Source organism: Staphylococcus massiliensis CCUG 55927 (assembly GCF_000298075.1).
Classification (GTDB): domain Bacteria; phylum Bacillota; class Bacilli; order Staphylococcales; family Staphylococcaceae; genus Staphylococcus; species Staphylococcus massiliensis.
The window spans coordinates 729742-755113 of record NZ_JH815593.1; the positions used below are offsets into that span (position 1 = coordinate 729742).

21 protein-coding genes are annotated in these 25372 nt (G+C 37.0%); all 21 read right to left on the reverse strand.

Annotated elements, in window-relative coordinates; all coding sequences use genetic code 11:
- Window positions 1-1074: 1074 nt before the first annotated feature.
- Window positions 1075-1683 carry an orotate phosphoribosyltransferase gene (gene pyrE, locus A33S_RS0103855; RefSeq protein WP_009381640.1) on the reverse strand — a complete coding sequence of 203 codons (609 nt, stop codon included), beginning with the start codon at window positions 1681-1683 and terminating at the stop codon, window positions 1075-1077.
- Window positions 1684-2376 carry an orotidine-5'-phosphate decarboxylase gene (gene pyrF / locus A33S_RS0103860; protein ID WP_009381639.1) on the reverse strand — a complete coding sequence of 231 codons (693 nt, stop codon included), beginning with the start codon at window positions 2374-2376 and terminating at the stop codon, window positions 1684-1686.
- The gene (locus A33S_RS0103865) at window positions 2376-3293 is read right to left on the reverse strand and encodes a dihydroorotate dehydrogenase (RefSeq protein WP_009381638.1); all 918 of its coding nucleotides are present in this window, start codon (window positions 3291-3293) and stop codon (window positions 2376-2378) included. The genes pyrF and A33S_RS0103865 overlap by 1 nt, the downstream gene beginning before the upstream one ends.
- The gene (locus A33S_RS0103870; RefSeq protein ID WP_009381636.1) at window positions 3290-4051 is read right to left on the reverse strand and encodes a dihydroorotate dehydrogenase electron transfer subunit; all 762 of its coding nucleotides are present in this window, start codon (window positions 4049-4051) and stop codon (window positions 3290-3292) included. The genes A33S_RS0103865 and A33S_RS0103870 overlap by 4 nt, the downstream gene beginning before the upstream one ends.
- A 16-nt stretch (window positions 4052-4067) precedes the next feature.
- A complete protein-coding gene (carB, locus tag A33S_RS0103875) occupies window positions 4068-7241 on the reverse strand; it encodes a carbamoyl-phosphate synthase large subunit (protein WP_009381634.1) in 3174 nt (1057 codons plus the stop codon).
- Complete coding sequence (locus A33S_RS0103880; RefSeq protein ID WP_017176580.1) at window positions 7234-8334, reverse strand: carbamoyl phosphate synthase small subunit; 1101 nt, start codon at window positions 8332-8334, stop codon at window positions 7234-7236. Before A33S_RS0103880 ends, carB begins: the two co-directional genes overlap by 8 nt.
- A gap of 4 nt (window positions 8335-8338) precedes the next feature.
- Entirely contained in the window at window positions 8339-9610 is a 1272-nt protein-coding gene (locus A33S_RS0103885; protein ID WP_009381630.1) for a dihydroorotase, read from the reverse strand.
- A gap of 2 nt (window positions 9611-9612) precedes the next feature.
- The gene (locus A33S_RS0103890; RefSeq protein ID WP_009381628.1) at window positions 9613-10497 is read right to left on the reverse strand and encodes an aspartate carbamoyltransferase catalytic subunit; all 885 of its coding nucleotides are present in this window, start codon (window positions 10495-10497) and stop codon (window positions 9613-9615) included.
- A 1-nt stretch (window position 10498) separates the two neighbouring features.
- Window positions 10499-11815 (reverse strand): uracil-xanthine permease family protein, encoded by a 1317-nt coding sequence (locus tag A33S_RS0103895; RefSeq protein ID WP_009381626.1) that lies wholly within the window; start codon window positions 11813-11815, stop codon window positions 10499-10501.
- Between the two features lie 142 nt (window positions 11816-11957).
- Entirely contained in the window at window positions 11958-12485 is a 528-nt protein-coding gene (gene pyrR, locus A33S_RS0103900; protein ID WP_009381623.1) for a bifunctional pyr operon transcriptional regulator/uracil phosphoribosyltransferase PyrR, read from the reverse strand.
- Window positions 12486-13769: 1284 nt separating this feature from the next.
- Complete coding sequence (locus tag A33S_RS0103910) at window positions 13770-14438, reverse strand: ABC transporter ATP-binding protein (RefSeq protein ID WP_009381622.1); 669 nt, start codon at window positions 14436-14438, stop codon at window positions 13770-13772.
- Window positions 14435-15649 (reverse strand): hypothetical protein, encoded by a 1215-nt coding sequence (locus tag A33S_RS0103915; RefSeq protein ID WP_009381620.1) that lies wholly within the window; start codon window positions 15647-15649, stop codon window positions 14435-14437. The genes A33S_RS0103910 and A33S_RS0103915 overlap by 4 nt, the downstream gene beginning before the upstream one ends.
- Window positions 15650-16313: 664 nt before the next feature.
- Window positions 16314-17228 (reverse strand): RluA family pseudouridine synthase, encoded by a 915-nt coding sequence (locus tag A33S_RS0103925; protein WP_009381618.1) that lies wholly within the window; start codon window positions 17226-17228, stop codon window positions 16314-16316.
- 1 nt (window position 17229) lies between these two features.
- A complete protein-coding gene (gene lspA / locus A33S_RS0103930; RefSeq protein ID WP_009381617.1) occupies window positions 17230-17715 on the reverse strand; it encodes a signal peptidase II in 486 nt (161 codons plus the stop codon).
- 410 nt (window positions 17716-18125) lie between these two features.
- Complete coding sequence (gene ileS, locus A33S_RS0103935; RefSeq protein ID WP_009381616.1) at window positions 18126-20873, reverse strand: isoleucine--tRNA ligase; 2748 nt, start codon at window positions 20871-20873, stop codon at window positions 18126-18128.
- 211 nt (window positions 20874-21084) lie between these two features.
- Entirely contained in the window at window positions 21085-21699 is a 615-nt protein-coding gene (locus A33S_RS0103940; RefSeq protein WP_009381615.1) for a DivIVA domain-containing protein, read from the reverse strand.
- A gap of 23 nt (window positions 21700-21722) precedes the next feature.
- Window positions 21723-22508, reverse strand: coding sequence for a YlmH family RNA-binding protein (locus A33S_RS0103945; RefSeq protein WP_026048958.1), 786 nt, complete (start codon window positions 22506-22508; stop codon window positions 21723-21725).
- A gap of 402 nt (window positions 22509-22910) precedes the next feature.
- Window positions 22911-23201: a YggT family protein gene (locus tag A33S_RS0103950; RefSeq protein ID WP_009381610.1), complete on the reverse strand. Its 291-nt coding sequence runs from the start codon at window positions 23199-23201 to the stop codon at window positions 22911-22913.
- Between the two features lie 13 nt (window positions 23202-23214).
- A complete protein-coding gene (locus tag A33S_RS0103955; RefSeq protein WP_009381609.1) occupies window positions 23215-23814 on the reverse strand; it encodes a cell division protein SepF in 600 nt (199 codons plus the stop codon).
- 4 nt (window positions 23815-23818) lie between these two features.
- Window positions 23819-24493 carry a YggS family pyridoxal phosphate-dependent enzyme gene (locus A33S_RS0103960; RefSeq protein ID WP_009381608.1) on the reverse strand — a complete coding sequence of 225 codons (675 nt, stop codon included), beginning with the start codon at window positions 24491-24493 and terminating at the stop codon, window positions 23819-23821.
- Window positions 24494-24507: 14 nt separating this feature from the next.
- Window positions 24508-25296 carry a peptidoglycan editing factor PgeF gene (gene pgeF / locus A33S_RS0103965; protein ID WP_017176583.1) on the reverse strand — a complete coding sequence of 263 codons (789 nt, stop codon included), beginning with the start codon at window positions 25294-25296 and terminating at the stop codon, window positions 24508-24510.
- Window positions 25297-25372: the final 76 nt, after the last annotated feature.

Here is a 25372-nt window from a genome sequence, read left to right on the forward strand (position 1 = left end):
CCTGATTTACAAGACTTCAAAAACGTGTAAATCAAACGGGGCTTGATTTACAAGAACTTTTCAAACGTGTAAATCAAATAGACCTTAATTTACAAGACTTCGTAAACGTGTAAATCAAACGGGTCTTGATTTACAAGAATTTTCAAACGTGTTAAACAAACGGGCCTTGATTTACAAGACTTCTGAAACGTGTGAAACAAACAAGCCTTGATTTACAAGACTTCAAAAACGTGTAAATCAAATGAGTCTTGATTTACAAGACTTTTCAAACATGTAAATCAAACGGGGCTTGATTTACAAGACTTCTGAAACGTGTAAAACAAACAGGCCTTGATTTACAAGAATTCATAAACATGTAAATCAAACGGTTCTTGATTTACAAGACTTCTGAAACGTGTAAAACAAACAGGGCTTGATTTACAAGACTCTGTAAACTTGTAAAACAAACGGGCCTTGATTTACAAGATTCTGTAAACGTGTAAAACAAACGGGCCTTGATTTACAAGACTTCAGAAACGTGTAAAACAAACGGGCCTTAATTTACAAGACTCTGTAAACTTGTAAAACAAACGGGCCTTAATTTACAAGACTCTGCAAACGTGATAATCCAACGCCCTCCGTTTATCAAGACTTAGCAAACGTGATAATCCAACGGCCTCTGTTTATCAAGACTTAGCAAACGTGATAATCCAACGCCCTCTGTTTATCAAGACGCGTCAAACGTGATAATCCAACGCCCTCTGTTTATCAAGACGCATCAAACGTGATAATCCAACGCCCTCCGTTTATCAAGACACTGCAAACGTGATAATCCAACGCCCTCTGTTTATCAAGACGCGTCAAACGTGATAAACCAACGCCCTTCCGTTTATCAAGACGCTGCAAACGTGATAATTCAAGCCCTTCCGTTTATCAAGACGCTGCAAACGTGATAATCCAGACCCTGCACTTTATCAAAACCCAACAATTATGATAAACCCCGTCACACGACTACCTCTTAAAACAAAAAAAGCACAGACGAAGTCGCGTTCGCAACCGCCTGTGCCTTATACAATCGATATCTCTATCTCAAATTTATAAATTATTACGCCATTCGACTAGCGTTTCAATATCTTCTTCCTTAATCGCGCCTTCTTCTTTAGCGACTTCGATTAATTCATCGTAGTTACTTAATGTGTAGAACGGCATGTCGATGTCTTTAAATGCATCAACTGACTTTTGTAAGCCGTAAGTGAAGATGGCTACAACGCCAACAACATTAGCGCCCGCTTCTTTCAAAGCGTCTACTGCTGTAATTGAAGAACCGCCTGTAGAGATTAAATCTTCAATTACGACAACGTTTTTACCTTCTGACTTAGCACCTTCGATTTGATTACCTTTACCGTGGCTTTTGCTTTTAGAGCGCACGTAGTTCATAGGTAAGTTCATTTTCTCAGAGATGTAAGCAGCATGCGGGATACCCGCTGTAGCAGTACCTGAGATCACGTCGACGTTCTCAAAGTTCTCTTCAATGAGCTTGATTAGACCGTCACGGATTTCTGAGCGTACGTCAGGATAACCTAAAGTTACGCGGTTATCACAATAAATTGGTGATTTGATGCCAGAACTCCAAGTAAATAAATCGTTAGGAGAAAGTGAAACTGCCTCAATATCAAGTAAAGACTTTGCGATTTGTTTTGCCATTTATCTTAACCAACTTTCTTTAATTTCTTTATAACTTTGGACTGGGTCCGTACTCTGTGTAATTGGTCGACCGACAACGATATGTGTCGAACCGTTTTGTCTTGCTTCTTCTGGTGTCGTTACACGTTTTTGATCATCTCTATTCGCATTTTCTAGTCGAATGCCTGGCGTGACTTTTAAAAAGGCTTCGCCAATCTCGTCAGTTATTAACTTCGCTTCTAAAGGTGAACATACGACGCCGTCAAGACCTGCAGATTGTGCTAACTTTGCATAATTTAATACAGCGTCTTCAATGCTTGTTTGAATGTTCTGTTCGTCATGTAACATCGCTTCAGTAGTTGACGTTAGCTGGGTCACAGCAATAATTTTAATATCTGGATTTACGCTACGTAAGCCTTCAATAGCGGCCTTCATCATTTCAGTACCGCCAGCAGCATGCACATTAACTAAGTCAACATCAAGTTTCGCTAGGCCTTCCATAGCTTTCTTCACTGTATTTGGAATATCATGCAGTTTCAAATCTAAGAAAATCGCGTGCCCACGAGATTTAATCTTTTCAATGAGACGCGGACCTTCCTGATAGAAAAGCTCCATCCCAACTTTTACGAAAAGGGGTTCGTCAAATTGGTCTAAAAATGTTTCGACCTTCTCAAGAGAATTAAAATCTAGTGCAATAATTGGTAAGTCTTTCATTATTTTAACACCTCGTGTGTACGTCCTTTTAGGTCGTGAATATGGTTAACTCCAAGCTCGTCTAAGCGTTTCGGTAGTTCGTCGATAATTTCTTTACAAACTAAAGGATTCTGGAAGTTGGCTGTACCTACTGCAACGGCATCAGCGCCTACTGAAATAAAGTCGATAACATCTTGCGCGTTCTGAATACCGCCCATTGCGATAATCGGAATATCAACAACTTGTCTAACTTGATACACCATACGCATCGCAACAGGTTTAATTGCAGGACCACTTAAACCACCTACGACATTATGAATGATAGGTTTACCAGTATTTGCATCAATACGTAAGCCAACTAAAGTGTTGATCATCGTTAAACCGTCCGCATGTTCACTAATCGCTTGTGCCATCTCAACGATATTCGTTACATTCGGCGATAATTTCACATAAACAGGGACTTCTGAAACGGCTTTAACTTGCTTCGTTAACTCACTCGCAACTTCGGGATCAACGCCGAACTGCATACCGCCTTCTTTAACATTTGGACATGAAATATTAAGTTCTAATGCGTGAACGTTCGGTGCTTTAGAAATATGTTCAGCAACATATACGTAATCTTCTAATACAGACCCTGCTACGTTCGCTATAATCGGCGTATCATATTTTTCTAAAGCTTTTAACTCATGTTCAACGATATGATGAACGCCTGGGTTTTGTAACCCAATTGCGTTAATCATACCACTATCTGTTTCCGCAACACGTGGCGTTTCATTACCGTATCTCGCTTCTTTTGTAGCAGCCTTAATCATGATGGCACCAAGTTCGGATAAGTCATAGAATTGACCGAACTCTGCACCAAACGCAAAGCAACCACTTGCAGGCATGACTGGATTTTTAAGTTCTAAACCTGGAATTGAAACATTTAATCGACTCATAAGATGACCTCTCCTTTTTTGAATACGGGACCATCCGTACAAACTTTCACGTAGCCGTTTTCCTCAGGTGTATGACATACACAAGCGTAACAAGCGCCAATGCCACAACCCATGCGTTCTTCTAATGATAGAAAACCGTTTACATCAACTAAGCCCTCGTGATTTGTGATGGCTTTTAACATAGGTTTAGGACCACACGTGTAGTACGTGTCATAATCTTGAGGAAGTGCTGAAATCACGTCTGTAACGAAACCTTTCGTACCGTTCGTACCATCTTCGGTCGCAATGTACGTATCGCCAAGTTCTCTAAATTTCTCTTCGTAAAAGACATCTTTCGCAGACTTGAATCCAAGAACATGAACGGTTTCGATACCGCGCTTATTTAATTGCTTAGAGAGTTCATATAACGGTGGAACACCAATACCGCCACCAACGAGTAACGCCTTGTGCTTCGCTTCATCTACAGGAAAACCGTTTCCAAGCGGCGCTATGATGTCGAGTTCATCTTGTTGGTTGAGTTTCGCAAGTTTTTTCGTACCTTCACCTTCTGCACGAAATAACATTGTAAACGTATCTTGTTCTGAATCAATATCACAAATTGAAATCGGGCGTCTTAACATGTGTAAAGACCCTTCTCCTACTTTAATGTGAACGAATTGACCAGGTTCTTTCATGTTTTTAGTTACAGGTCCTTTAACTTTTAACTCATAAATGCGATCTGCAATTTGACGATTGGAGACTACTGTCATTTTTTCCACCGTTCAATTCCTCCTCTTACATATTTTTCATATCAAATGTAATCACTTCGATAACGTCTGTTAATGCGCTTGCTGTATCAAGTGATGTTAAGCATGGTACGCCGTTCTCAACCGTTGTACGTCTGATTTGGAAACCATCACGTTCAACGAGTTTACCTTTTGTCATTGTATTAATAACGATTTGAACGTCACCGTCTTGAATTTTAGCAAGTAAATCGTGTTCGCCACCGATTTTTTCAACCTTTTCAACAGGGATATCGTTCGCTTCAAGATATTTCGCAGTACCTTCTGTTGCGATAATTTTGTAACCGACGTTTTGTAAACGTTTCGCGATTTTAAGACTTTCTTCTTTGTCTTTATCACTTACTGTGATGAGCACGGTACCATAGTCTTTAACTTCAAAGCCGCTTGCAGTTAATGCTTTGAAAAGGGCTTTTTCTAGAGTTAAATCACGACCCATTACTTCACCTGTTGATTTCATTTCAGGCCCAAGCGTAATGTCGACGTTCTTAAGCTTATTGAAACTGAATACTGGTGCTTTAACGAAGACACCTTCTTTGTAAGGTTGAATACCTTGTTTGTAGCCTGAGTCAGCTAGTTTGTGACCCATAATCGCACGCATTGCTTCTTGTGCCATAGGAATTTCAGTAATCTTACTTAAGAATGGTACCGTACGGCTTGAACGTGGGTTTACTTCTAATACATATACGCCGTCATGTGTTAACACGAATTGGATGTTAATCAGACCAATGATATTAAGGCCTTTTGCTAAACGGATTGTGAAATCTTCAAGCGTATTGATTTCGTCTTCAGTTAACGTTTGCGGTGGATATACCGCAATGGAGTCACCAGAGTGAACACCAGCACGTTCGATGTGTTCCATGATACCTGGGATTACGACGCTTTCACCATCTGAAATCGCGTCTACTTCGATTTCTTTACCTGTTAAGTAACGGTCAACTAAGACAGGATGTTCTGGACTTGCTTTAACTGCTTGATTCATGTAGTTCTCAAGTTCCTTATCGTTATAAACGATTTCCATCGCACGTCCACCTAGAACGTAGGAAGGTCTTACAACGACTGGGTAACCGATATCACGCGCATTCTCAAGCGCTTCTTTCGCTGAAGTTGCCGTCTTACCTTTAGGTTGAGGCACACCAATCTTATTTAAAAGCGCTTCGAATTCTTTACGATCTTCAGCACGGTTTAAGTCTTCTAACGTAGTGCCAAGAATCTTAACGCCGTGACGTTCAAGTTTATCCGCTAAGTTAATCGCAGTTTGACCACCGAATTGAACGACAACACCTTTAGGTTTCTCAAGTTCAACAATGTTCATCACATCTTCGTCTGTTAACGGTTCGAAGTAAAGTTTGTCTGAAATTGAGAAGTCTGTTGAAACAGTTTCAGGGTTGTTGTTCACGATAATCGCTTCATATCCAGCATTTTGGATAGCCCATACTGCGTGTACCGTCGCATAGTCGAATTCAACACCTTGACCGATTCGGATTGGACCTGAACCTAGTACGATAATTTTTTCTTTATCTGAAACGTCTGATTCATTTTCAGTTTCATATGTGCCATAGAAGTATGGTGTCTTAGATTCGAACTCAGCAGCACATGTATCTACCATTTTATATACTGGGAAGATGCTATGTTCTTTTCTTAAATTGTAAACCTCTTCTTCAGTCATATCGAAACGGTGCGCAATCGTTTTGTCGCTGAATCCAAATTGTTTCGCAAAGTGAAGGTATTCAGGATCACCTTTGTGCGCTTTAAGTTGATGTTCGATTTCAATGATGTTTTTAAATTTATTTAAGAAGAAGTAATCCATATCTGTCATGTCGTGAATTTCTTTTAAAGACATACCGCGACGAATCGCTTCACCGATAAAGAAGATACGTTCATCGTCTTGACGTTCGATACGATCTTTAATTTCAGCTAACGTAAATTTGTCGCCATTAGGTAAGCCTAGGTGATGGACACCGTATTCAAGTGAACGAATAGCCTTTAACAGAGACTCCTCGTACGTACGGCCAATCGCCATAACTTCACCAGTTGCTTTCATTTGCGTACCAAGTTGACGAACACCTTTGTCGAATTTATCGAATGGGAAACGTGGAATCTTAGAAATCACATAGTCTAATGCTGGTTCGAAAGCCGCGTAAGATGTACCTGTTACAGGGTTTAACATTTCGTCTAACGTTAAACCAACTGAAATTTTAGCTGCGAGTTTCGCAATTGGGTAACCTGTTGCTTTTGATGCAAGGGCTGATGAACGTGACACACGTGGGTTAACCTCAATGATGTAATAATTTAATGAATATGGATCTAACGCAAGTTGTACGTTACAACCACCTTCAATTTTCAACGCACGAATTACCTTTAACGATACGTCACGAAGCATTTGATATTCTTGATCTGTTAAAGTTTGGCTTGGTGCCACAACAATTGAGTCACCTGTGTGAATACCAACTGGGTCGATATTCTCCATGTTACAAACAACAATCGCGTTATCATTATGGTCACGCATAACTTCATATTCTATTTCTTTATAACCTGCGATTGATTTCTCGATTAAACATTGTGTCGCTGGGCTATATTTCAGTCCGTTAGAAACGACTTCATGAAGTTCCTCATCGTTATAACAAATACCGCCACCAGTTCCGCCTAAAGTAAAGGCTGGACGTACAATTAATGGGTAGCCTACTTCTTCTTTAAAAGCAATCGCTTGTTCAAGCGTGTTTACGATATCACTTTCAGGAACTGGTACGTTCAGTTCAGACATTAAGTTTCTGAATTGTTCTCTATCTTCAGCTTGTTCAATTGATTCTAAAGTTGTACCAAGTAATTCAACATGGTTTTCAGCTAGCACACCACTTTTATGAAGTTCAATTGCCATGTTAAGACCTGTTTGACCCCCTAATGTAGGTAAAAGCGCGTCTGGTTGTTCTTTACGAATGATACGTGCGATAAAGTCATGAGTAAGCGGTTCGATATAAACTTTGTCCGCTACTTCTTTATCTGTCATGATTGTCGCTGGGTTTGAGTTAACTAAGATCACACGGTACCCTTCTTCTTTAAGTGCTAGACAAGCTTGCGTACCAGCGTAGTCGAACTCAGCAGCTTGTCCAATGATGATTGGACCTGAACCAATGACTAATATTGTATTGATATCTGTACGTTTAGGCATGAACATCCGTCTCCTTTTCTTTAAATTCGTTCATCATTTGAATAAAATCATCAAATAAAGGATTTGAATCTGTTGGACCTGGGCAAGCTTCTGGGTGATATTGTACAGAGAATGCAGGTAAAGAAGTATGTTTTAACCCTTCAACAGTTCCGTCGTTTAAAGCAACGTGCGTAATTTCTAGGTCTGTATCTTTAAGAGAATCTTTATCGATCGCATATCCATGGTTTTGACTTGTTAAGGCAATTTTACCTGTAGCTAAGTCTTTGACTGGATGGTTCGCACCACGGTGACCGAACTTCATCTTATATGATGTAGCGCCTTGTGATAGCGCGAATAATTGGTGACCAAGGCATATACCGAAGAATGGAATTTTACCAATAATACCTTTAATCATTTCAACGGCACATTGTACATCATCAGGGTCCCCTGGTCCGTTAGATAACATTACACCATCTGGTGACATGTTTAAGATTGTTTCTGCCGTCGTATCATAAGGTACGACCGTAACGTTACAACCTCTAGCATTTAGTTCACGCACGATATTTTCTTTTTTACCAAAGTCGAGTAAGACAACGCTTAGGCCTTTTCCAGTAGAAATATAAGGTGTCTTCGTTGAAACGCGTTCAACTTGAGTTCTAGGGAACGTCTCTTGCTTTAATGTTTCTACCATTGCTTCAATTTCATCTTTGTTGTCAACGAAAGCTGCCTTTAATACGCCGTATTGACGAATCTTACGAGTAATACTACGTGTATCTACGCCGCTAATACCAGGGATGTTGTTCTTAACGAGGCAATCATGAAGCGTATATTGCGCTCTGAAGTGATTTGGTTGTAAACATGCTTCCTTAACCACAACGCCACTTAAAGTTAAATTTAACGCTTCGAAATCATCACGGTTAATACCGTAGTTACCAATTAATGGATATGTGAACGTGATAATTTGACCTGTGTATGATGGGTCTGAAATCGTTTCTTGGTAACCTGTCATTGCAGTGTTGAATACAATTTCACCTTTAGTTAGATCATCTGAACCTAATTTAAATCCTGGATAGAACGTGCCATCTTCTAAAACGAGATATCGTCTTTCTAACATTCAATTACGCCTCCTGATATTTGATTTCGCCGTCAACGATTGTAAGTACTGGATTACCAAATACGTGTTCACCTAAGAATGGTGTATTTGTTGCTTTAGATTTAAAGTCTTCACCTTTAATTTCATATTCTTGATCTAAATCGATCATTGTTAAGTCTGCAATTTTACCTTCAGCAAGTACGCCATAAGGTAATTTAAATGTTTGAGCAGGTTTAATTGTTAAGTAATCTACTAATTCTTGAAGTGACCAATCTCCATTCTTAACGAAGTTCGTGTAAAGTAATGGGAATGCTGTTTCACTACCAACAATACCGAATGGTGCTTTAACCATTGGTTGATCCTTTTCTTCGCTTGCATGTGGTGCATGGTCTGTCGCGATGCAGTCAATTGTACCGTCTCTTAACGCTTCGATTAATGCGTCGCGGTCTGCTTTACTTCTTAATGGTGGATTCATTTTATAGATCGCGTTGTCGCCTGGCACATCTTCTTCAGTTAATAATAAGTGGTGCGGCGTAACTTCAGCTGTTACTGGGATACCAGCTTTCTTCGCGTCACGAATCACGCGCACACTTTCCTTTGTAGATACATGGCATACATGATAGTGACAACCTGTAGCTTCACTTAATAACACGTCACGTGCAATTTGTACCGCTTCACAAATGTTTGGAATACCTGGGATGCCAAGTTCTTCGCTACGTTTACCTTGATGCATCGCACCGCCGTAAATAAGGCTGTTGTCTTCACAGTGCGCAACGATCGCTTTATCTTGTTTCTTAGCTTCAATCATTGCTTCGTACATCATTTTAGCTTCTTGAACACCTACGCCATCATCTGTAAAAGCAAAGACGCCATTTTCTTTTAAGCTTTCGAAATCAACTAAATTTTTACCTGCTTGGCGTTCTGTAATTGATGCGTAAGGTAACACACGCACTTGTGCAGATTCTTTAATAATTTGATTTAACTTTTCGATATTTTCAACTGTGTCAGGAACTGGTTTCGTATTAGGCATTGGGCAAACTGTTGTAAAGCCACCACGTGCAGCTGCTTTCGTACCAGTTTCAATTGTTTCTTTATGTTCGCCACCTGGTTCTCTTAAATGAACGTGTACGTCGATTAAGCCAGGTGCTACAAATTTACCGTTAGCATCGATAACTTCAGCGTCATTAGGTGCTTCAACGTCCTCACCCATTGCTTTAATCGTTTGCCCTTCGATTAAGATATTTGTTGTCGTTAAGTTATTGTTTTCTAATACTTGCGCGTTTTTAATAAATAACATGATTAGTTCCCCTTTCGATTAATAAGTTGATTTAATACTGACATTCTTAAGTATACGCCGTTTTCCATCTGTTTGAAAATGCGAGCCTTATCGCTTTCCACAAGTTCTGTATCAATTTCTACACCGCGGTTCACTGGTGCTGGGTGCATGATGATTGCATGTTCTTTCATCTTGTTGTAGCGTTCTTTCGTTAAACCAAAACCTTGATGGTATGCTTCCTTACCAAAACTTCCTGCATCTTGATGACGTTCATGTTGCACACGTAACAGCATGACAATGTCAACTTGATCTATATGAGCATCGATGTCGACGTACGGTGCTTTCATTGTGTCATCTTTCCATACATCTGGACTTGAAAACATCACATCCGCACCAAGCTTTTCAAGACTGTGATAATTACTTCTCGCAACACGAGAATTCACAATGTCACCACAGATAAGTACGTTTAAGCCTTCAAATGTGCCGAACTCTTCATAAATCGTCATGAGGTCAAGCAGACTTTGCGTCGGATGCTGACCACTTCCGTCGCCACCATTGATAACCGGGATGTTAAGACCGTCAAGTTGTTCGTAGTACGCGTTGTCGGAGTGGCGAATCACAAGTGCGTTCGCCCCAATACTTTCTAGAGTCTTACACGTGTCGTATAACGATTCGCCTTTTGAAACAGATGACGTGCTCGTTTCGAAATGAATGACGTTCATACCTAACTTCTTCTCGGCCATTTCAAAGCTACATTTCGTTCGCGTTGAATTCTCGAAGAAAAGATTCGCGATATATTTATTACTTAGATTTGGATAATTTGTTGCTTGTTTAAATTCGATTGCCGTTTCAATCAATGAAAAGATTTCGTCTTTCGATAGATGTTCCATAGAAACTAAGTTATCCATGTTATGCCTCCTCGTTTTGTTTCGTGTCTCCTTTTGGCAAAATTAAATTAAGTAGAATACCTGCAGTTGCTGCGAGCGCCATACCTTCGATTTGAAGTTTAATACCTACATGTTGTAGATCAAGTAATAAGTTACCGATACCTACGACTAAGATGACTGAAGCAATAACTAAGTTACGGTTATCCGCAAAATCTACCTTACTTTCGACTAACATTCTTAAACCACTTGCTGCGATTATTCCGAAGAGTAAAATCGACACGCCACCCATAACCGGTGTCGGAATGGATGAAATGAGTGCAGTAAACTTACCGACGAATCCTAGAATAATCGCACAGACCGCAGCGCCGCCGATAACGAAAATACTAAATATACGTGTTATTGCGAGTACCCCGATGTTCTCACCGTACGTTGTACTTGGTGGACCACCAATTAAACTTGCTAGCATCGTTGAAACCCCGTCGCCGATGATTGAACGGTGAAGGCCTGGCTTTTCAAAGAAGTTACGCCCAACAATCTTATTAATAACGAGTTGGTGACCGATATGTTCACTGACCGTAACAAAGACGATCGGAATCATAATTATGATTAGCCCCATATGAATGGATGGCTCATAATCTCTAAATGGTAAGTAAATATCAGGAAACTGTAACCATTTGGCCTTTAAAACCTTTTCAAAGTCGACTATGCCGAGCGTAAGCGACACGATGTATCCAACGATAATACCGATTAGTACTGGGATAAGGCTTAAGAAACCTTTGAAATAACCTTGAACAATGACTGTAACGAGTAACGTTATCATTGCGACAATTAAGTACGTTAAGTTGTAACCTTCCTTATCGCCAGGGTTCTCGAACGTCGCCATGTTAACTGCTACAGGCGCTAAACTTAGACCGATAACCATAATAACTGGTCCGACTACAACTGGCGGAAGTAATCGCATGAGCCAGTTCGTACCGCTCAGCTTGATAATGAGTCCGATAATGACATACATTAAACCACTCATGAAAAGTGCTACTAACATATCACCTAGGCTGTGCGTTTTCAGTCCTGTAATAATTGGCGTTATGAACGCAAAGCTCGAACCAAGGTAAGCCGGGATTTGAGCTTTCGTTATTAAAATATATAATAGCGTTCCTATACCTGAAGCGAGTAGTGCTGATGATACTGGTAATCCTGTTAGAAATGGTACAAGTACCGTGGCGCCAAACATCGCAAATAAGTGTTGTAAACTTAGGAATGCCCACGTAGATGCATTGGGCTTTTCATGGACATCAAGAACAGGTTCAACTGTTCGCTCAAACATATAATCATTCTTCATAACTTTCTTTCCTCTCTCATTAAAAAAGGCCTCTCTACATTTCAGTATGCAAAGAGACCTACACCTATGCGACATGGGTCACAGGTGTATCAAATGCCTTTGTCAGTCTCTCGTACTGAATTAAAAGGGTTTACTTATTCATTTAAATAATCACGACACCGTTCTTCTGGTCGACTTCTTCAAGGTAAACTTCTACAGACTCATCTTGCGCTGTAGGGATGTTCTTACCGACAAAGTCTGCGCGAATTGGTAACTCACGGTGTCCACGATCTACAAGTGTTGCAAGTCCAATCTTCGTAGGTCTTGTGTGGAGTAGAATCGCATCAAGTGACGCTCTAACCGTGCGCCCTGTGTATAATACGTCGTCAATGATGATCACTACTTTATCATTTAAATCTTCTTCAATTTCAAAAGACTTTGATAAATGTTTGTTCGTTCGTGATTCAATATCATCTCTAAAGTTTGTAACATCAATCGTGCCAGTAGGAATTACCTTACCTTCGATACCTTTAATCTTATCTTGAATTCGACGCGCTAGAAATTCGCCACGCGTTTTAATACCGAGTAAGATCAAGTGTTCAGAGCCTTTATTATATTCTAGAATCTCATGGGCAATTCGTGTAACCGTACGATTAATCGCTGCTTCGTCTAATATGACACGTTCAGACATCTTCTCACTCCTAACAAAAAATCCTCACGCCTACTTTGAGACATGAGGATTTAGGTATATGGAAATAAAGATAAGCATACTTATCCCTATAGGTATACACGTATCACGTTTATCATCATGTCTTCAAAGCCTCTCTGGACTTTATTTAAAGACGCTTTCTTTAAATTTACTTTATATTATTTTAACCCTTTTTCGTGTAAAAGTCAAAACGCTGAAGATAATTAATATTGTAACTTTTACATCTTTTGAGTGATTAAGGATGTTGTAGCGGTGATTGTAGATTTAGGTTAGAGAAAATTTTCGGGGCGTGAGGGATTTACAGCGGGGGCGAGTCAAGGTTGGCGACTTTGGATTGGCGAGTCAGGGGTGGTTACTTTTAACAAGGATTTTTTAAGGTGGGACTACAGTTCGGCTTAATAGATGTCCGAACCTTTTTGTTCTAATTTGAAGATGTAGAACAACTTGATGGCGTTATTTAGATGAGGTGAGTCGGCCATTATAAAAAAGCTTAGTACCCTCAGGCGAGGTACTAAGCTTGAATTTTGTAGCATATCATTGTGGTAACGCTAAGGTAATCGCAAATGTCACAAATAGAAGGCCTACAAAAGGAACGATCTTATATACATGATTTTGCTGTCTATGCTTAATTCCAATTGTAATCATCACAATACCAAGAATAAATGAGAACAGCATTAGCCAAAAGCCCATTTAAATCAGTCCTTTCTTAAATTGAAATATAAACTTAAAGTGCTTTTTTAAAGCATTATAAAATCAGTTAAAGACAAATTACGTTGCCTATGTAGCTGGGTAAAATCTTTCGATCCTTTGAAATTATGAAAATGTATAGTTGATTTAAATTTTGACCGACCTCATTCATATTAATCGAATAAGGGACATTTAAAGTGGTATTGTTTAAATTATCTTAGGATACTAGTTGAGTAAATATATAAAATAATTTTAATACCAAGTCTATCTTCAATATATTTCATAAAAATTAAAGAGTCAAATATATGTAATTATTAATTTCTAGGACTATAGTTGTAGGTTTGTGGATGATTCACGGGTTTAAGAGACATGAGTTTTACACGTTTCTGAAGTCTTGTAAATCTAGAGCACTTTCATTTACACGTTTAATAAGTCTTGTAAATTTGAAACTTTATGATTAACACGATTTCTATTTCTTGATAAACTAGCTCTCTAATTTCGCTCTACTTTTTATTAAACCTAACTAAAATCAATATTATCGCTTTATTGTTTTTTTTGTCATAATTCGATTGTTTATAATTAATTACTACAATCCTTAACTATAGTTATCATCCTATCATGACGATGTGCTAAGTCTAGTTCGTGCGTTACAGTAATTAATGTGCTTCTAAACTCTCTATTCATTTCAAATAATAAGTCTACAATACGTGCTTTAGTATCTTCATCAAGAGAAGAAGTTGGTTCATCAGCTAAAATTAAATCAGGTTTCATTATTAAACCTCTAGCTAAAGACGCTCTAGCTCGTTGACCTCCAGAGCATTCCAAAGGCTTCTTTTTTAGAATTCCTTGTATTCCTACCTTTTCAATGACATAGTTATAATGATCGATTAAATTTTGAACATCATTAGATTTAGCATATAAATAAGGTAATTTTATGTTCTTCTCAATGCTTAACGAATTAATCAGTGCGGATTCTTGTAGAATGAATCCCAACTTTTGATTACGTAAAAGTGCTTTTTCTTTCGAACTTAGCCCATTTATATTGTGACCAAATAAGTTATAATTACCGTCAAAATCTGAATCAACCAAGCCTATAATATTTAATAAGGTTGTTTTTCCTACTCCAGAGGAACCTGTTATTGAAATACTTTCTCCGTAATCAACCTCTAAGTTAAAGGACTTTAACATAGTTAAATTGTTCTTCTTAAATCTTTTAGAATTTAAAGATAAATTTATAATATGATTCATAGTAATAACCCCTTTGATAGCGGTATTCGCTTAACCTTTAAAATAGATAACTCTACAATAATAATTGATACGAATAAATTAATACCTATAACTACTAATAACGCATACCAATCAATATCTAATAATCCCCAAATATTATAGGTAGCTAAATTGCTCTCTTTATTCACCCAATGTAACCATCGATTATAAGCAATAAGTATAAATAAAATAACTGAGCTAATAGAACTTAAAAATATATAATAAGAGTAATAAACAAATTTTAATCTTTCGTAACTTAAACCTACTAAAATATTCAATATTATTTCTTTAGTGGTAAGGTGGATATATTTAAAGGTATTCCATAAAGCTAACCCTATAATAACTACAAGTATTATTGTAGTTATACAAGAAATCAGAATATATGATTGATAAAAGTTTTCTTTAAAATATGCGTCATTGTCATTTTTGCCATAAAAATTTAAATATATATTATATTTTTCAAAGTATCTTTTTAAACCTTCTACACTTTTATCGTTAGAATCTAGTATTAAAAGATTATGTATGCTATTAACTTTTAATAATTCATTGGAGTCATAAATAAAATTCTGGTTAATTGGTATTACTATTGAAAAGTTTCGATATTCCTTAGTATTAGGAGCTAATTTTAAAGACTTGTAAGAATTTCCTTGTATAACACCTTTGACTTGTAGAGTCACCTCTTTTTCCAAAGTAGGATCTTTTAATTTAAATATAGTATCGAGAGGAAAAAGTTTTTCTAAACTAGCACCGATTAAAACAGGTATAGGATCTTTTGTGTAGTTATTATCATAATTTAGATGTTTTCCTTTTATCAGATCAATTTTATTAAGTCTATAAGCTTCCTTACTAATATATTCCAGATTTATCTCCATATTTTTACTATCTCTAATTCCACTTTTTATTCCATTCACCTCAATAGCATAAGTAAAATTATCATTTAAATGTTTGAATAGTAAGTTTAAATCTAAGTTATTATCTACGCTTTCAAAATTATATTTCGGGTCTAAATTAAATAAGTAATTGTCCTTCTTATTCCATAAAGATACTTCCTTAAGTCCTTGTATATTTAGAATAATAGATCTTACAGTAGTAAAAGCTAGAAAGTTAGCAAAAATTAGTAAAGCGATTAAAGATAAGGTAAATAGAGGACGTTTAATAAATGAATCACTCATGAACTTTTTTAAATACATCATTAACAATCATCATTCCTATACTAATAAAGATATAAATAACTAATATGCCTAATACACTAAAATTTGACAAAAATGGTATATTAAAATAGAGATTAATTAATGATGAAATTGAAAAACTCAACAAAAGTATCATTAAATTTAAACTTATGTGTAAAAGTAAAAGGTTAAACAGGTAATCTCCAACAATAATTTTACATCTAACTTCGGTCGCTTTTCGTCTATTGAATTGATAATGATACACAAGACTGATAAAACTAACTGCTATAATAATTATGTTTTGATAATCAATAAATAAGCTTATATATGATTCTAAAACGATGTAATCCGACCAATCATGTAAACTAATATAAGTAATTAACGAATTCACTATAAGGCAGAACAAGTATATAAATAGAAGTTCAATTACTTCATTTGTACGAAATAGTGATTTACTCATATATTAGCCCACATCCCCTTTTATAATAAACTTTCACAATACATCTACCATTCTAAGTATTAGATCTTGAATTACATATTTTAATTATATAATTGCCTATAACTATTTTGTCAACTTATTTTTAACGTATTTTTTATAGATAATATAGCCAATTATAACTCTTTGCATTTTTACCCCTTAACCCAAAAAAGCACAAACGCCAATCAACGTTTGTGCCTCTTTCATTAACTAAGCTTCACCTTTATCCAAGTCTTGAAGGATTTCTTCAAAGTAAGTTGGAAGTGGTGCAATCTTTTCAATATATTCATTTGTTTTAGGATGGTTGAAACCAATCGTCGCCGCGTGTAAGGCTTGGCCGCCAATATCCATCGTTTTCTTAGGTCCGTACTTCGGATCACCTACTAACGGATAACCGATATATTTCATATGAACACGAATTTGGTGCGTACGACCTGTCTCTAAGCGACATTCAATTAACGTATAATTTTTGAAACGTTGTAGCACATCGAAGTGTGTAATCGCATCACGACCGTCGTCTTCAACAGCCATCGCCTGACGATCGTTCTTATTACGACCAATAGGTGCGTCTACCGTTCCATAATCATGAGGAATTACCCCATGTACTAAAGCCACGTATTTACGCGTTACAGTTTTATCAACGAGTTGATCAACAAGTGAACGGTGCGCGATATCATTCTTCGCAACCATTAATAAACCTGACGTGTCCTTATCAATTCGGTGTACAATACCAGGTCTAATTTCACCATTAATACCTGATAAATCCGTCATTTGATACATCAAACCATTCACTAACGTATTAGAATAGTGTCCTGGCGCTGGATGTACCACCATACCCTTAGGTTTATACACGATTGCCACATCTTCATCTTCAAAATAAATATCTAAATTTAAATCTTCTGGTAAGATGTCCGCTTCAACCGTTTCCTTTTCAGAAACAACGATTCGATCATGTTCCTTAATTTTATAATTAGATTTAACAGCTTTATCGTTAACTTTAATAAGTTCTTCTTTAATTAAATCCTGAACTTGGCTACGTGACCATGCATCATTTTGTTCAGGTAAAAACTTATCGATACGTTGTAAATGATGCTCTGAATCTACAGTAAATTCATGTTGTGCCATCTTATTCCTCCTTTTTACTATGAAAAGCATCGATAGCTAACATAATAAGTATTAGTATAACACCAATGGTTAAGCTTGAGTCTGCAACATTAAAAATAGGAAAATCATATCCAAAGATGTATGTATCGATGAAATCAACCACTTCACCATGTATAATACGGTCAATAAAGTTACCAAGCGCACCTGCGAATAATAAACTTAAAGCAAGCTGCATACCTGGCTTATATTTACCCTCTTTAATGAAAAAGACGATTAAGAATACGAGTACTGCAAGCGTTACGATATAGAAAAACCACATTTTGCCACTCAAAATTCCCCATGCAGCACCATCATTTCGATGTGATGTTATATGTAAAAAACCTGGAATTACTGAAAACGAGTCTCCAATTTTCATTGAACTTGAAACAATAAACTTCGTAATTTGATCTAAGATTAAAATTACCAAAATCGTAGGAATTACAAGCCCAAAGTAATATGCCTTTTTCATTTTTGTCCTCCTAATACCAACATCTAAAATACAAGTTCTATTATATATCACCCTAATTCAGAAAAAAAGCCATGGACATAGGACCACTCATGGCATAAAAGCTCACAAGCGATATATCGTTCGTTAACGTAAACTTCAAAGCCTTTTAAACAAATGCTTTCTTAATTTACGTTTAATCGAACAAAAGTCCTTATCCATGGCATCATTTTATTAATAGCTGTGATATTCAAGCCTCGTGCTTAGACATACACGCAAGAATATTTGCGTTTTTCGAAGTCTCATCGCACTATAAAAAACGCATTAAGCTTCGCTCATCACGAAAACTCATCGCACTTCGTGAATACACCTAAAACGCAAAAATCACATCGCGTTTCGTAAAAAGCATCACGCCTCGTCAAACACTTACAAAATTAAAGCGTGCTCACAACTTCTTGACAGCGTGGACATAGGTTCGTAAGTTCGCCTACTGAACCAAGAGACGTTGCGTAGTTCCAACATCTTTCACATTTTTCGCCATCAGCATGCTCAATTTTGATATCACCATAATTGTAAGATGTTCCGCCATCAACTTGATCTTCAAGCTCAACTTGAGAAACGATAAATAATTGATGTAAATCGTCAAAGTCTTTTAAGAATGAAAGTGTGTCGAATTGATCATTACCACTCATCACAACTTTAGCTTCTAATGATTTACCAATTACTTTTTCATTACGAGCAACCTCTAATGCACGGTTAACATCATCACGAAGTTTCATAAATGTGGACCATTTTTCAAGAAGTGCTGAATCAACTTCCTCTTTAACAGGGAAATCTGATAAGTGAACACTTTCCTCTTCAACGTGTTCCATATGAGACCAAACTTCATCTGTTGTATGCGGGATGATTGGTGCTAATAACTTCGTCATATTTAAAAGAATTTGATATAGAACTGTTTGCATACTACGACGTTTTAACGCATCTTGCTTTTCAATGTATAAGATATCTTTACCATAATCTAAGTAGAAGTTACTTAATTCAACATTGATAAAGTTTTGGATTTCTTGATAAATATCTAGATAATCATAGTTATCATAGTTATCAATCGTATGCGCAGTAAATTCTCTTAAACGATTTAATAAATACTTATCTACTTCTAAAAGTTCACTTTCAGAAATAGCGTCTGTATTTGGATTGAAGTCATTTAAGTTACCTAGCATAAAGCGTAACGTATTACGGATCTTACGGTATACATCAGCAGTTTGCTTTAAGATTTCATCAGAAATACGAACGTCAGCTAAATAATCCACCGAACTTGCCCATAAACGTGCAATGTCAGCACCTTTTTGTTTAACAATCTTATCCGGAACAATGACGTTACCAAGTGATTTACTCATTTTCTTACCATCGCCGTCCATAACGAAACCGTGAGAAAGTAACATCTTATAAGGTGATACGCCACGTGTAGCTACAGACGTTGTGATAGAAGAGTTGAACCAACCACGATATTGGTCACTACCTTCTATATAAAGATCAGCTGGGTAAGATAATTCATCGCGACCTTCTAAAACAGCACGGTGAGAAGAACCTGAGTCGAACCAAACGTCCATGATATCTTCTTCTTTCGTGAATTCACCATTCGGGCTACCTTCATGCGTGAACCCTTCTGGTAAGAGGTCCTTCGCTTCACGCTCAAACCAAACGTTAGAGCCATGTTCTTCAAATAAATCTGCAACATGGTTAACTGTTTCTTTAGTCATGATGATGTCGCCATTTTCAGCATAGAATACTGGTAGCGGTACACCCCAAACACGTTGTCTTGAAATTACCCATTCACCACGATCACGAATCATGTTGTAAAGGCGTGTTTTACCCCATTCAACTTTAAACTTCGTATCATCGATTGCATCTAAGATATCTTGACGCACTTTATTAATAGATGCGAACCATTGTGGTGTAGCACGGAAGATAACAGGTTTCTTCGTACGCCAGTCATGAGGGTAACTATGCGTAATAAATTCTAATTTTAATAAAGCGCCTTTTTCTGTAAGTAAATCTGTTACTTCCTTATTCGCTTTATCATAGAACATACCTTCAAATTGACCCGCTTCTTCAGTAAATACACCTTTATCATCGATAGGTGAAATGACATCTAAATCATATTTTTGACATACGAAATAGTCGTCTTCCCCGTGTCCAGGTGCAGTATGAACGACACCAGTACCAGCGTCAGTTGTAACGTGATCACCATGGATAACTAATGAAATACGGTCAATAAATGGATGTTTTGCTTCAACATATTCTAAATCCTTACCGTTATAGTCTTTCTCACGAACGATAGACTCTTTATCCCATTCTAATGCTTCAGCAACTTCATCCACTAAAGCTTCTGCGATAATATATTTCTCGCCGTTAACGTTCATTTGCACATAAGTTAATTCAGGACTTACCGTAATCGCTACGTTTGAAGGGATAGTCCATGGTGTAGTCGTCCAAATAATGAATTTAGCTTCTTCATCAACGACACCTTTACCATCTTCCACATCAAAAGCCACATAGATAGACGGTGAGCGTTTATCATGATACTCAATTTCAGCTTCAGCTAAAGATGACTCACTTGAAGGTGACCAGTAAACAGGTTTCTTACCTTTATAAATTAAGCCTTTATCAGCCATTTCACCGAATAAACGAATTTGAGCCGCTTCATATTGAGGCGTTAACGTGATATAAGGATTATCGAAATCACCATTAACACCTAAACGTTTGAAGTCTTCACGTTGACCATCAATTTGTTTACGTGCGAAATCCTCACATTTCTCTCTAAATTCAGCAGTAGACATCTGCTTACGGTTAACACCTTTTTTCGTTAATGCTTGTTCGATTGGAAGACCATGCGTATCCCAACCTGGAACGTAAGGTGCATAGTAACCTTGCATTGATTTATATCTTACAATAAAGTCTTTTAACATTTTATTTAAAGCATGACCCATGTGTAAGTTACCATTCGCGTACGGCGGACCATCATGTAAAATGAAATGCGTATTGTCTTTGTTCTTTTCTAGTAATTTGTTATAAATATCTTTCTCTTTCCACTCTTCTTGCAATTTAGGTTCTTTGTTAGGTAATCCTCCACGCATTGGAAAACCTGTCTTTGGCATTAATAACGTTTCTTTATAATCCATTTTATTTTACACTCCTTTAAATAAAAAGAACTCTAAGTTCAATTAACAGGGACGATGTAATCGCGGTACCACCCTGATTAACTCAACTTAGAGCTCTCTCATTCTTTATCATATTTATTCGTTACAATGTAGTGATACCAATAAGGATATACGCTAGGCTTCCACCGTCCCTAACTCGCTAAAGTATATGTAACTTATTGACGCGTCTACATTATTTCGTTTCGTTTTTAGCCTCATCATTAGAAGCATTAGCTTGTTCAGCAGCCTGTTCACCATCTGGTTGTTGTGCTTTCTCGTCTTCAGTTAAATCTTTGTCATTGAGATGCTTAATATTTTCTTCAGACACAGACTGTGCATCTAAATCATAATTAAGCAAGTACTCCCAATCATCAGATTTTAATAAATCAAGTTGCGCTTCAACTAACATTCTAAAACGTGATCTAAAGATTTTAGATTGGCGTTTCATATCTTCTGTTTGAAAAGACAAGCGACGTGCCTTTTCAATCGCATCATTCACAATCTTATCATGTTGCACCTTAGCATCTTGAATGATGGCTTCAGCTTCTTTTTGAGCTGAAGCTTTCGTTTCTTCACCAGTGCGCTGCGCCATAAGTAGCGCTTCGCCGATGGACTTTTCAACATCTTTAAATGATTGAATATTCGTTTCTTTATCTTCAAGCACTTTATTAAGTTGCTCTTTATCTTTATTTAAACGTGTGATCTCTTTACTAAGTTGTTCGATATAACTTTTAACTTCAACTGGGTCTAATCCATTTTTCGCTTTGGAAAATTCTTTATTTTTAATTTCACTCGGTGTAAAAGGCATCCCATATCCTCCTTCATCATACACTATTTAAACATTGTTTCATAGGTGATGTATAATTTATCTTTTTTAGTACGGTGACCAATTTCTGTAACTTTGGCACGTCCGTACCCTTGAATGGACAGTAAATCACCTTCGTCTAATTTAAAAGCTACATCTTCGATAATCGTATGATTGACTTTCACACGCTTTTTCTCGATTAAAGCTTTCGCAATACCTCGTGATTTACGAATCATATCTTTTAATACAACATCTAAGCGCATCGCACTCACCGTTGCCGTCTGGACTTTCCAATTCTCTTTAGATTGTATCATATCTTCAAGCGGAATAGAATTAAGTTTTATTGAGGCATTGCGGATACGTGTTAGTTCAAACATAATAAAAGATTCTAATTGTTTTGTCAAAACAAATTGTAGCCGATCACCGACTAATATATCGCCAATTTGTTCACGCTCAATACCTAAAGACATCAATGTTCCAAGTATATGTTGATGTTGGATCGTAACGAATTTTTTAGGATAATCGATGTCGATTAAACTTAACTCGAAGTCGTCTATTTGAGGTTCATAATAATCAGGCGTTATTAAAGCACGTTTACGTTCACTATCCCTACCGCCTTCAAAATAAACCTTCAAATCTTGATAACTACCTGTAATAACTTCTAAGATATATTGCCCCCGAGGATCTAGAAAGTGAGTTAACACAGGTGCATAATTACGTTCAGCTTGTAAGCATTTATCAATACACGTATCTATAAAGGGTGCTTCTTCTTTCCTAAAGTGTTGATAAATATCCAATGTCTTACGCTCCATTCTTTAAAAAGGAGCGAGATAGAAGTGTTTAAGACTTCTAACCTCGCCCTTGATATTCGAAATGAGGCCGGGACATAATACTACAATTCCCTTAAACAGCATGCTTTCCTGTAAAGTTCAACTCGAATTTTTAATTCGTTAGTTGAACTTACAAAGAAGCTTTCGCTTCTTTGTTCATTACATTGAAAAGCCCCGGCTTCCATAACTTGATAATTTGCTTGCGCAAATTTCTGTGCCGGGGCCCCGCCCTCTGAGTCATCTGTTTTGAGAATTGTAGGAAATAAAGCTTAATTGCCCTATTTAACGACTAATGTCCCAGCCCCCTATACATGAAACACTTTCATGCTAGATAAAATAGTGAGGCCTAAGATAGATATCCTAGACCCCTTTCAACTCAAATATTTAAAACATCATAACTAAAATATAATTGAATATACTTTGTAGACCTTTCATAAAGAAATGTACTACCACAATAGCTACCAATGAAGAAATATCAATCATACCAATTGGTGGAATGATCTTTCTAAATGGTTCTAAATAAGGCTCGTACATCTTAGCCATAAATTCTCCAAACTTCGAATCTCTTGCGCCTGGTAACCAAGACATAAAAATATATACAATTAAGCCATAATAGTAAATTTGAGCTATAAAAATGATAAATTTAAATATCGTAACTAATAAGTCCATACTCATTTTATACTAACCTCTAATCTCTTGGGTGATCATACTCATACGATTCAATCTGGTCAGTAATCGTACCTGCAACCTCAACATTGTCAGGTGTACATAAGAAGATATCTTGACCAACTCGTTGGATGTCCCCACCAATTGCATAAACAGTACCACTTAAGAAGTCAATAATACGTTTAGCAGAAACATTATCGATACGTTGTAAATTCACTAACGTTGCACGACGGTTTTTAAGTTCATCTGCAATATCTTGCGTATCAGAGAATACACGTGGTTCAAATAAGCACATTTTAGAACTTTCTTGTACGTTTTGATATTGATCTTGGTTCATATTTACCACATTCCTTGTCTGGTGGTTAGATGTACCTTGTTGAGATACATTTAATCTTGAAGTTTGTTTTTTTGGAACTGACTGAAGTGAATGCGCTTTATTTGAAGATTGTTTATGATTCTTACCTTGATTCGTAGTGTTTGATTTCGGTTTCTGTTTACGTTCATTTTTAGCTTCTTCGTCACGTCTTTGCTGTTCACGTCGTTCACGTTGTTCTCTTTCTTCTACAACTTCATCCTCTTCTTCCATTACGAAAAAACCATTAAATAAATCTTTGATAGCCATGGATTCACTCCTCTTTTCCTACTAAACTTGTTCCAATTCTAACATATGTAGCGCCTTCTTCGGTAGCAATCATGTAGTCATTACTCATACCCATTGATAATTCAGTACATGGCGCGTGCGCTAATCCGAGTGCTTTTATTTCATCGCGTTTATGTCTTAATTTACTAAATATTTCTTTCAATTCTGCTTCATCATCCGTATAAGGTGCCATCGTCATTAAACCTACAACTTCAATTTTCGAATAGTCACCTAACATTTTGATAAAGTCCTCTACTGCATCGAGCTCTAATCCATGTTTAGAAGCTTCGCCAGATACATTCACTTGAACAAAGCATTTCACAACATCGTCTGCTCTTTTTTCAATCTCTTTCGCTAAACTCTTGCGATCTAATGCGTGTAAGTAGTCGACATCATTAATCACTTCTTTAACCTTACGAGATTGAAGTGAACCGATAAAGTGCATCACGCTATCTTCAGGTAATGCTTTTTTCTTCTCTAAAAAGCCCTCTATGCGGTTCTCGCCAAAGTCTCTGATACCTGCATCATAAGCACTTTGTGCACGCTCTATTGTAACATACTTCGTAACGGCAATCACGCGAGGTTCATTCGAAGTAAGTTCAGTATTATGATGTTTTGTAAGATTCTTTGAAATATTTGTATAATTCTCTTTAACGTTCATTTAATACACCTCATTTACTTTTGACCTATAAAAGCGAGCATTCTACCTGTTTGTCCTTTTTCTAAACGATACGAAAAGAAATCATCTCGTATCTCAGTCGTTGTAAGATGTGTGACATCAATATTTGATTCAGGTACACCTTTATAGATACATAAAAGTTGATTTGCATGCTTTAAATCTATTCCATAACGATCTTCATCACGTTTATCAATATACGCATTTACATCAATTGGTAGCGCCTCAAATTGGGATTTAATGTCCGCATTAATTTCGTAACTATTAGATGTCGCAGGACCAATGACAACGTGTAAATCATCGAGATTAAAATCAATTGCATCTATCATATTACACACAATTTGACTTACCGTACCACGCCAACCAGCATGAGCAAGTCCAACGTAGTGATGCTTTTCACTATAGAAATAAATAGGCACACAATCCGCATAACACATCGTTAACAACACGTCTTGATCATATGTATAGATACCATCGATGCCGTGTAAGTCATCAGTGAGTTCTCTAATATTGATACCACGATGCGCGCGTGTAACTTCTTGAATGTGATTTTGATGCGTTTGAATGGGAAAGACCCAGTTTTCGACATCAAATTGAATCTCGTTCGCAAGCATGTCTTGATGTTGCGATACGTTGTTACGATCGTCATCTATGTATCGCGCCATGTTAAAGCTATCTTTAGGGTAAGCACTAAACCCACCCTGTCTTGTTGTCATCCCAATTGTAACATGATTCAGACATTTGTCTTCATATGCTACGTGATGTTGATGATATTTAAACTTTTCCATTGATATCCACTCCACTTTTTTAAAAGACACCGACCTAACGCGTGACATTATAAAAATAAGGTCTAACAAAGTCAAT

Bases quoted from the DNA above. Each gene is read 5' to 3' on its own strand.
- pyrE (WP_009381640.1), bottom strand. From the start codon at position 1,683: ATGGCAAAACAAATCGCAAAGTCTTTACTTGATATTGAGGCAGTTTCA.
- pyrF (WP_009381639.1), bottom strand. From the start codon at position 2,376: ATGAAAGACTTACCAATTATTGCACTAGATTTTAATTCTCTTGAGAAG.
- A33S_RS0103865 (WP_009381638.1), bottom strand. From the start codon at position 3,293: ATGAGTCGATTAAATGTTTCAATTCCAGGTTTAGAACTTAAAAATCCA.
- carB (WP_009381634.1), bottom strand. From the start codon at position 7,241: ATGCCTAAACGTACAGATATCAATACAATATTAGTCATTGGTTCAGGT.
- A33S_RS0103880 (WP_017176580.1), bottom strand. From the start codon at position 8,334: ATGTTAGAAAGACGATATCTCGTTTTAGAAGATGGCACGTTCTATCCA.
- A33S_RS0103885 (WP_009381630.1), bottom strand. From the start codon at position 9,610: ATGTTATTTATTAAAAACGCGCAAGTATTAGAAAACAATAACTTAACG.
- A33S_RS0103890 (WP_009381628.1), bottom strand. From the start codon at position 10,497: ATGGATAACTTAGTTTCTATGGAACATCTATCGAAAGACGAAATCTTT.
- A33S_RS0103895 (WP_009381626.1), bottom strand. From the start codon at position 11,815: ATGAAGAATGATTATATGTTTGAGCGAACAGTTGAACCTGTTCTTGAT.
- pyrR (WP_009381623.1), bottom strand. From the start codon at position 12,485: ATGTCTGAACGTGTCATATTAGACGAAGCAGCGATTAATCGTACGGTT.
- A33S_RS0103910 (WP_009381622.1), bottom strand. From the start codon at position 14,438: ATGAATCATATTATAAATTTATCTTTAAATTCTAAAAGATTTAAGAAG.
- A33S_RS0103915 (WP_009381620.1), bottom strand. From the start codon at position 15,649: ATGATGTATTTAAAAAAGTTCATGAGTGATTCATTTATTAAACGTCCT.
- A33S_RS0103925 (WP_009381618.1), bottom strand. From the start codon at position 17,228: ATGGCACAACATGAATTTACTGTAGATTCAGAGCATCATTTACAACGT.
- lspA (WP_009381617.1), bottom strand. From the start codon at position 17,715: ATGAAAAAGGCATATTACTTTGGGCTTGTAATTCCTACGATTTTGGTA.
- ileS (WP_009381616.1), bottom strand. From the start codon at position 20,873: ATGGATTATAAAGAAACGTTATTAATGCCAAAGACAGGTTTTCCAATG.
- A33S_RS0103940 (WP_009381615.1), bottom strand. From the start codon at position 21,699: ATGCCTTTTACACCGAGTGAAATTAAAAATAAAGAATTTTCCAAAGCG.
- A33S_RS0103945 (WP_026048958.1), bottom strand. From the start codon at position 22,508: ATGGAGCGTAAGACATTGGATATTTATCAACACTTTAGGAAAGAAGAA.
- A33S_RS0103950 (WP_009381610.1), bottom strand. From the start codon at position 23,201: ATGAGTATGGACTTATTAGTTACGATATTTAAATTTATCATTTTTATA.
- A33S_RS0103955 (WP_009381609.1), bottom strand. From the start codon at position 23,814: ATGGCTATCAAAGATTTATTTAATGGTTTTTTCGTAATGGAAGAAGAG.
- A33S_RS0103960 (WP_009381608.1), bottom strand. From the start codon at position 24,493: ATGAACGTTAAAGAGAATTATACAAATATTTCAAAGAATCTTACAAAA.
- pgeF (WP_017176583.1), bottom strand. From the start codon at position 25,296: ATGGAAAAGTTTAAATATCATCAACATCACGTAGCATATGAAGACAAA.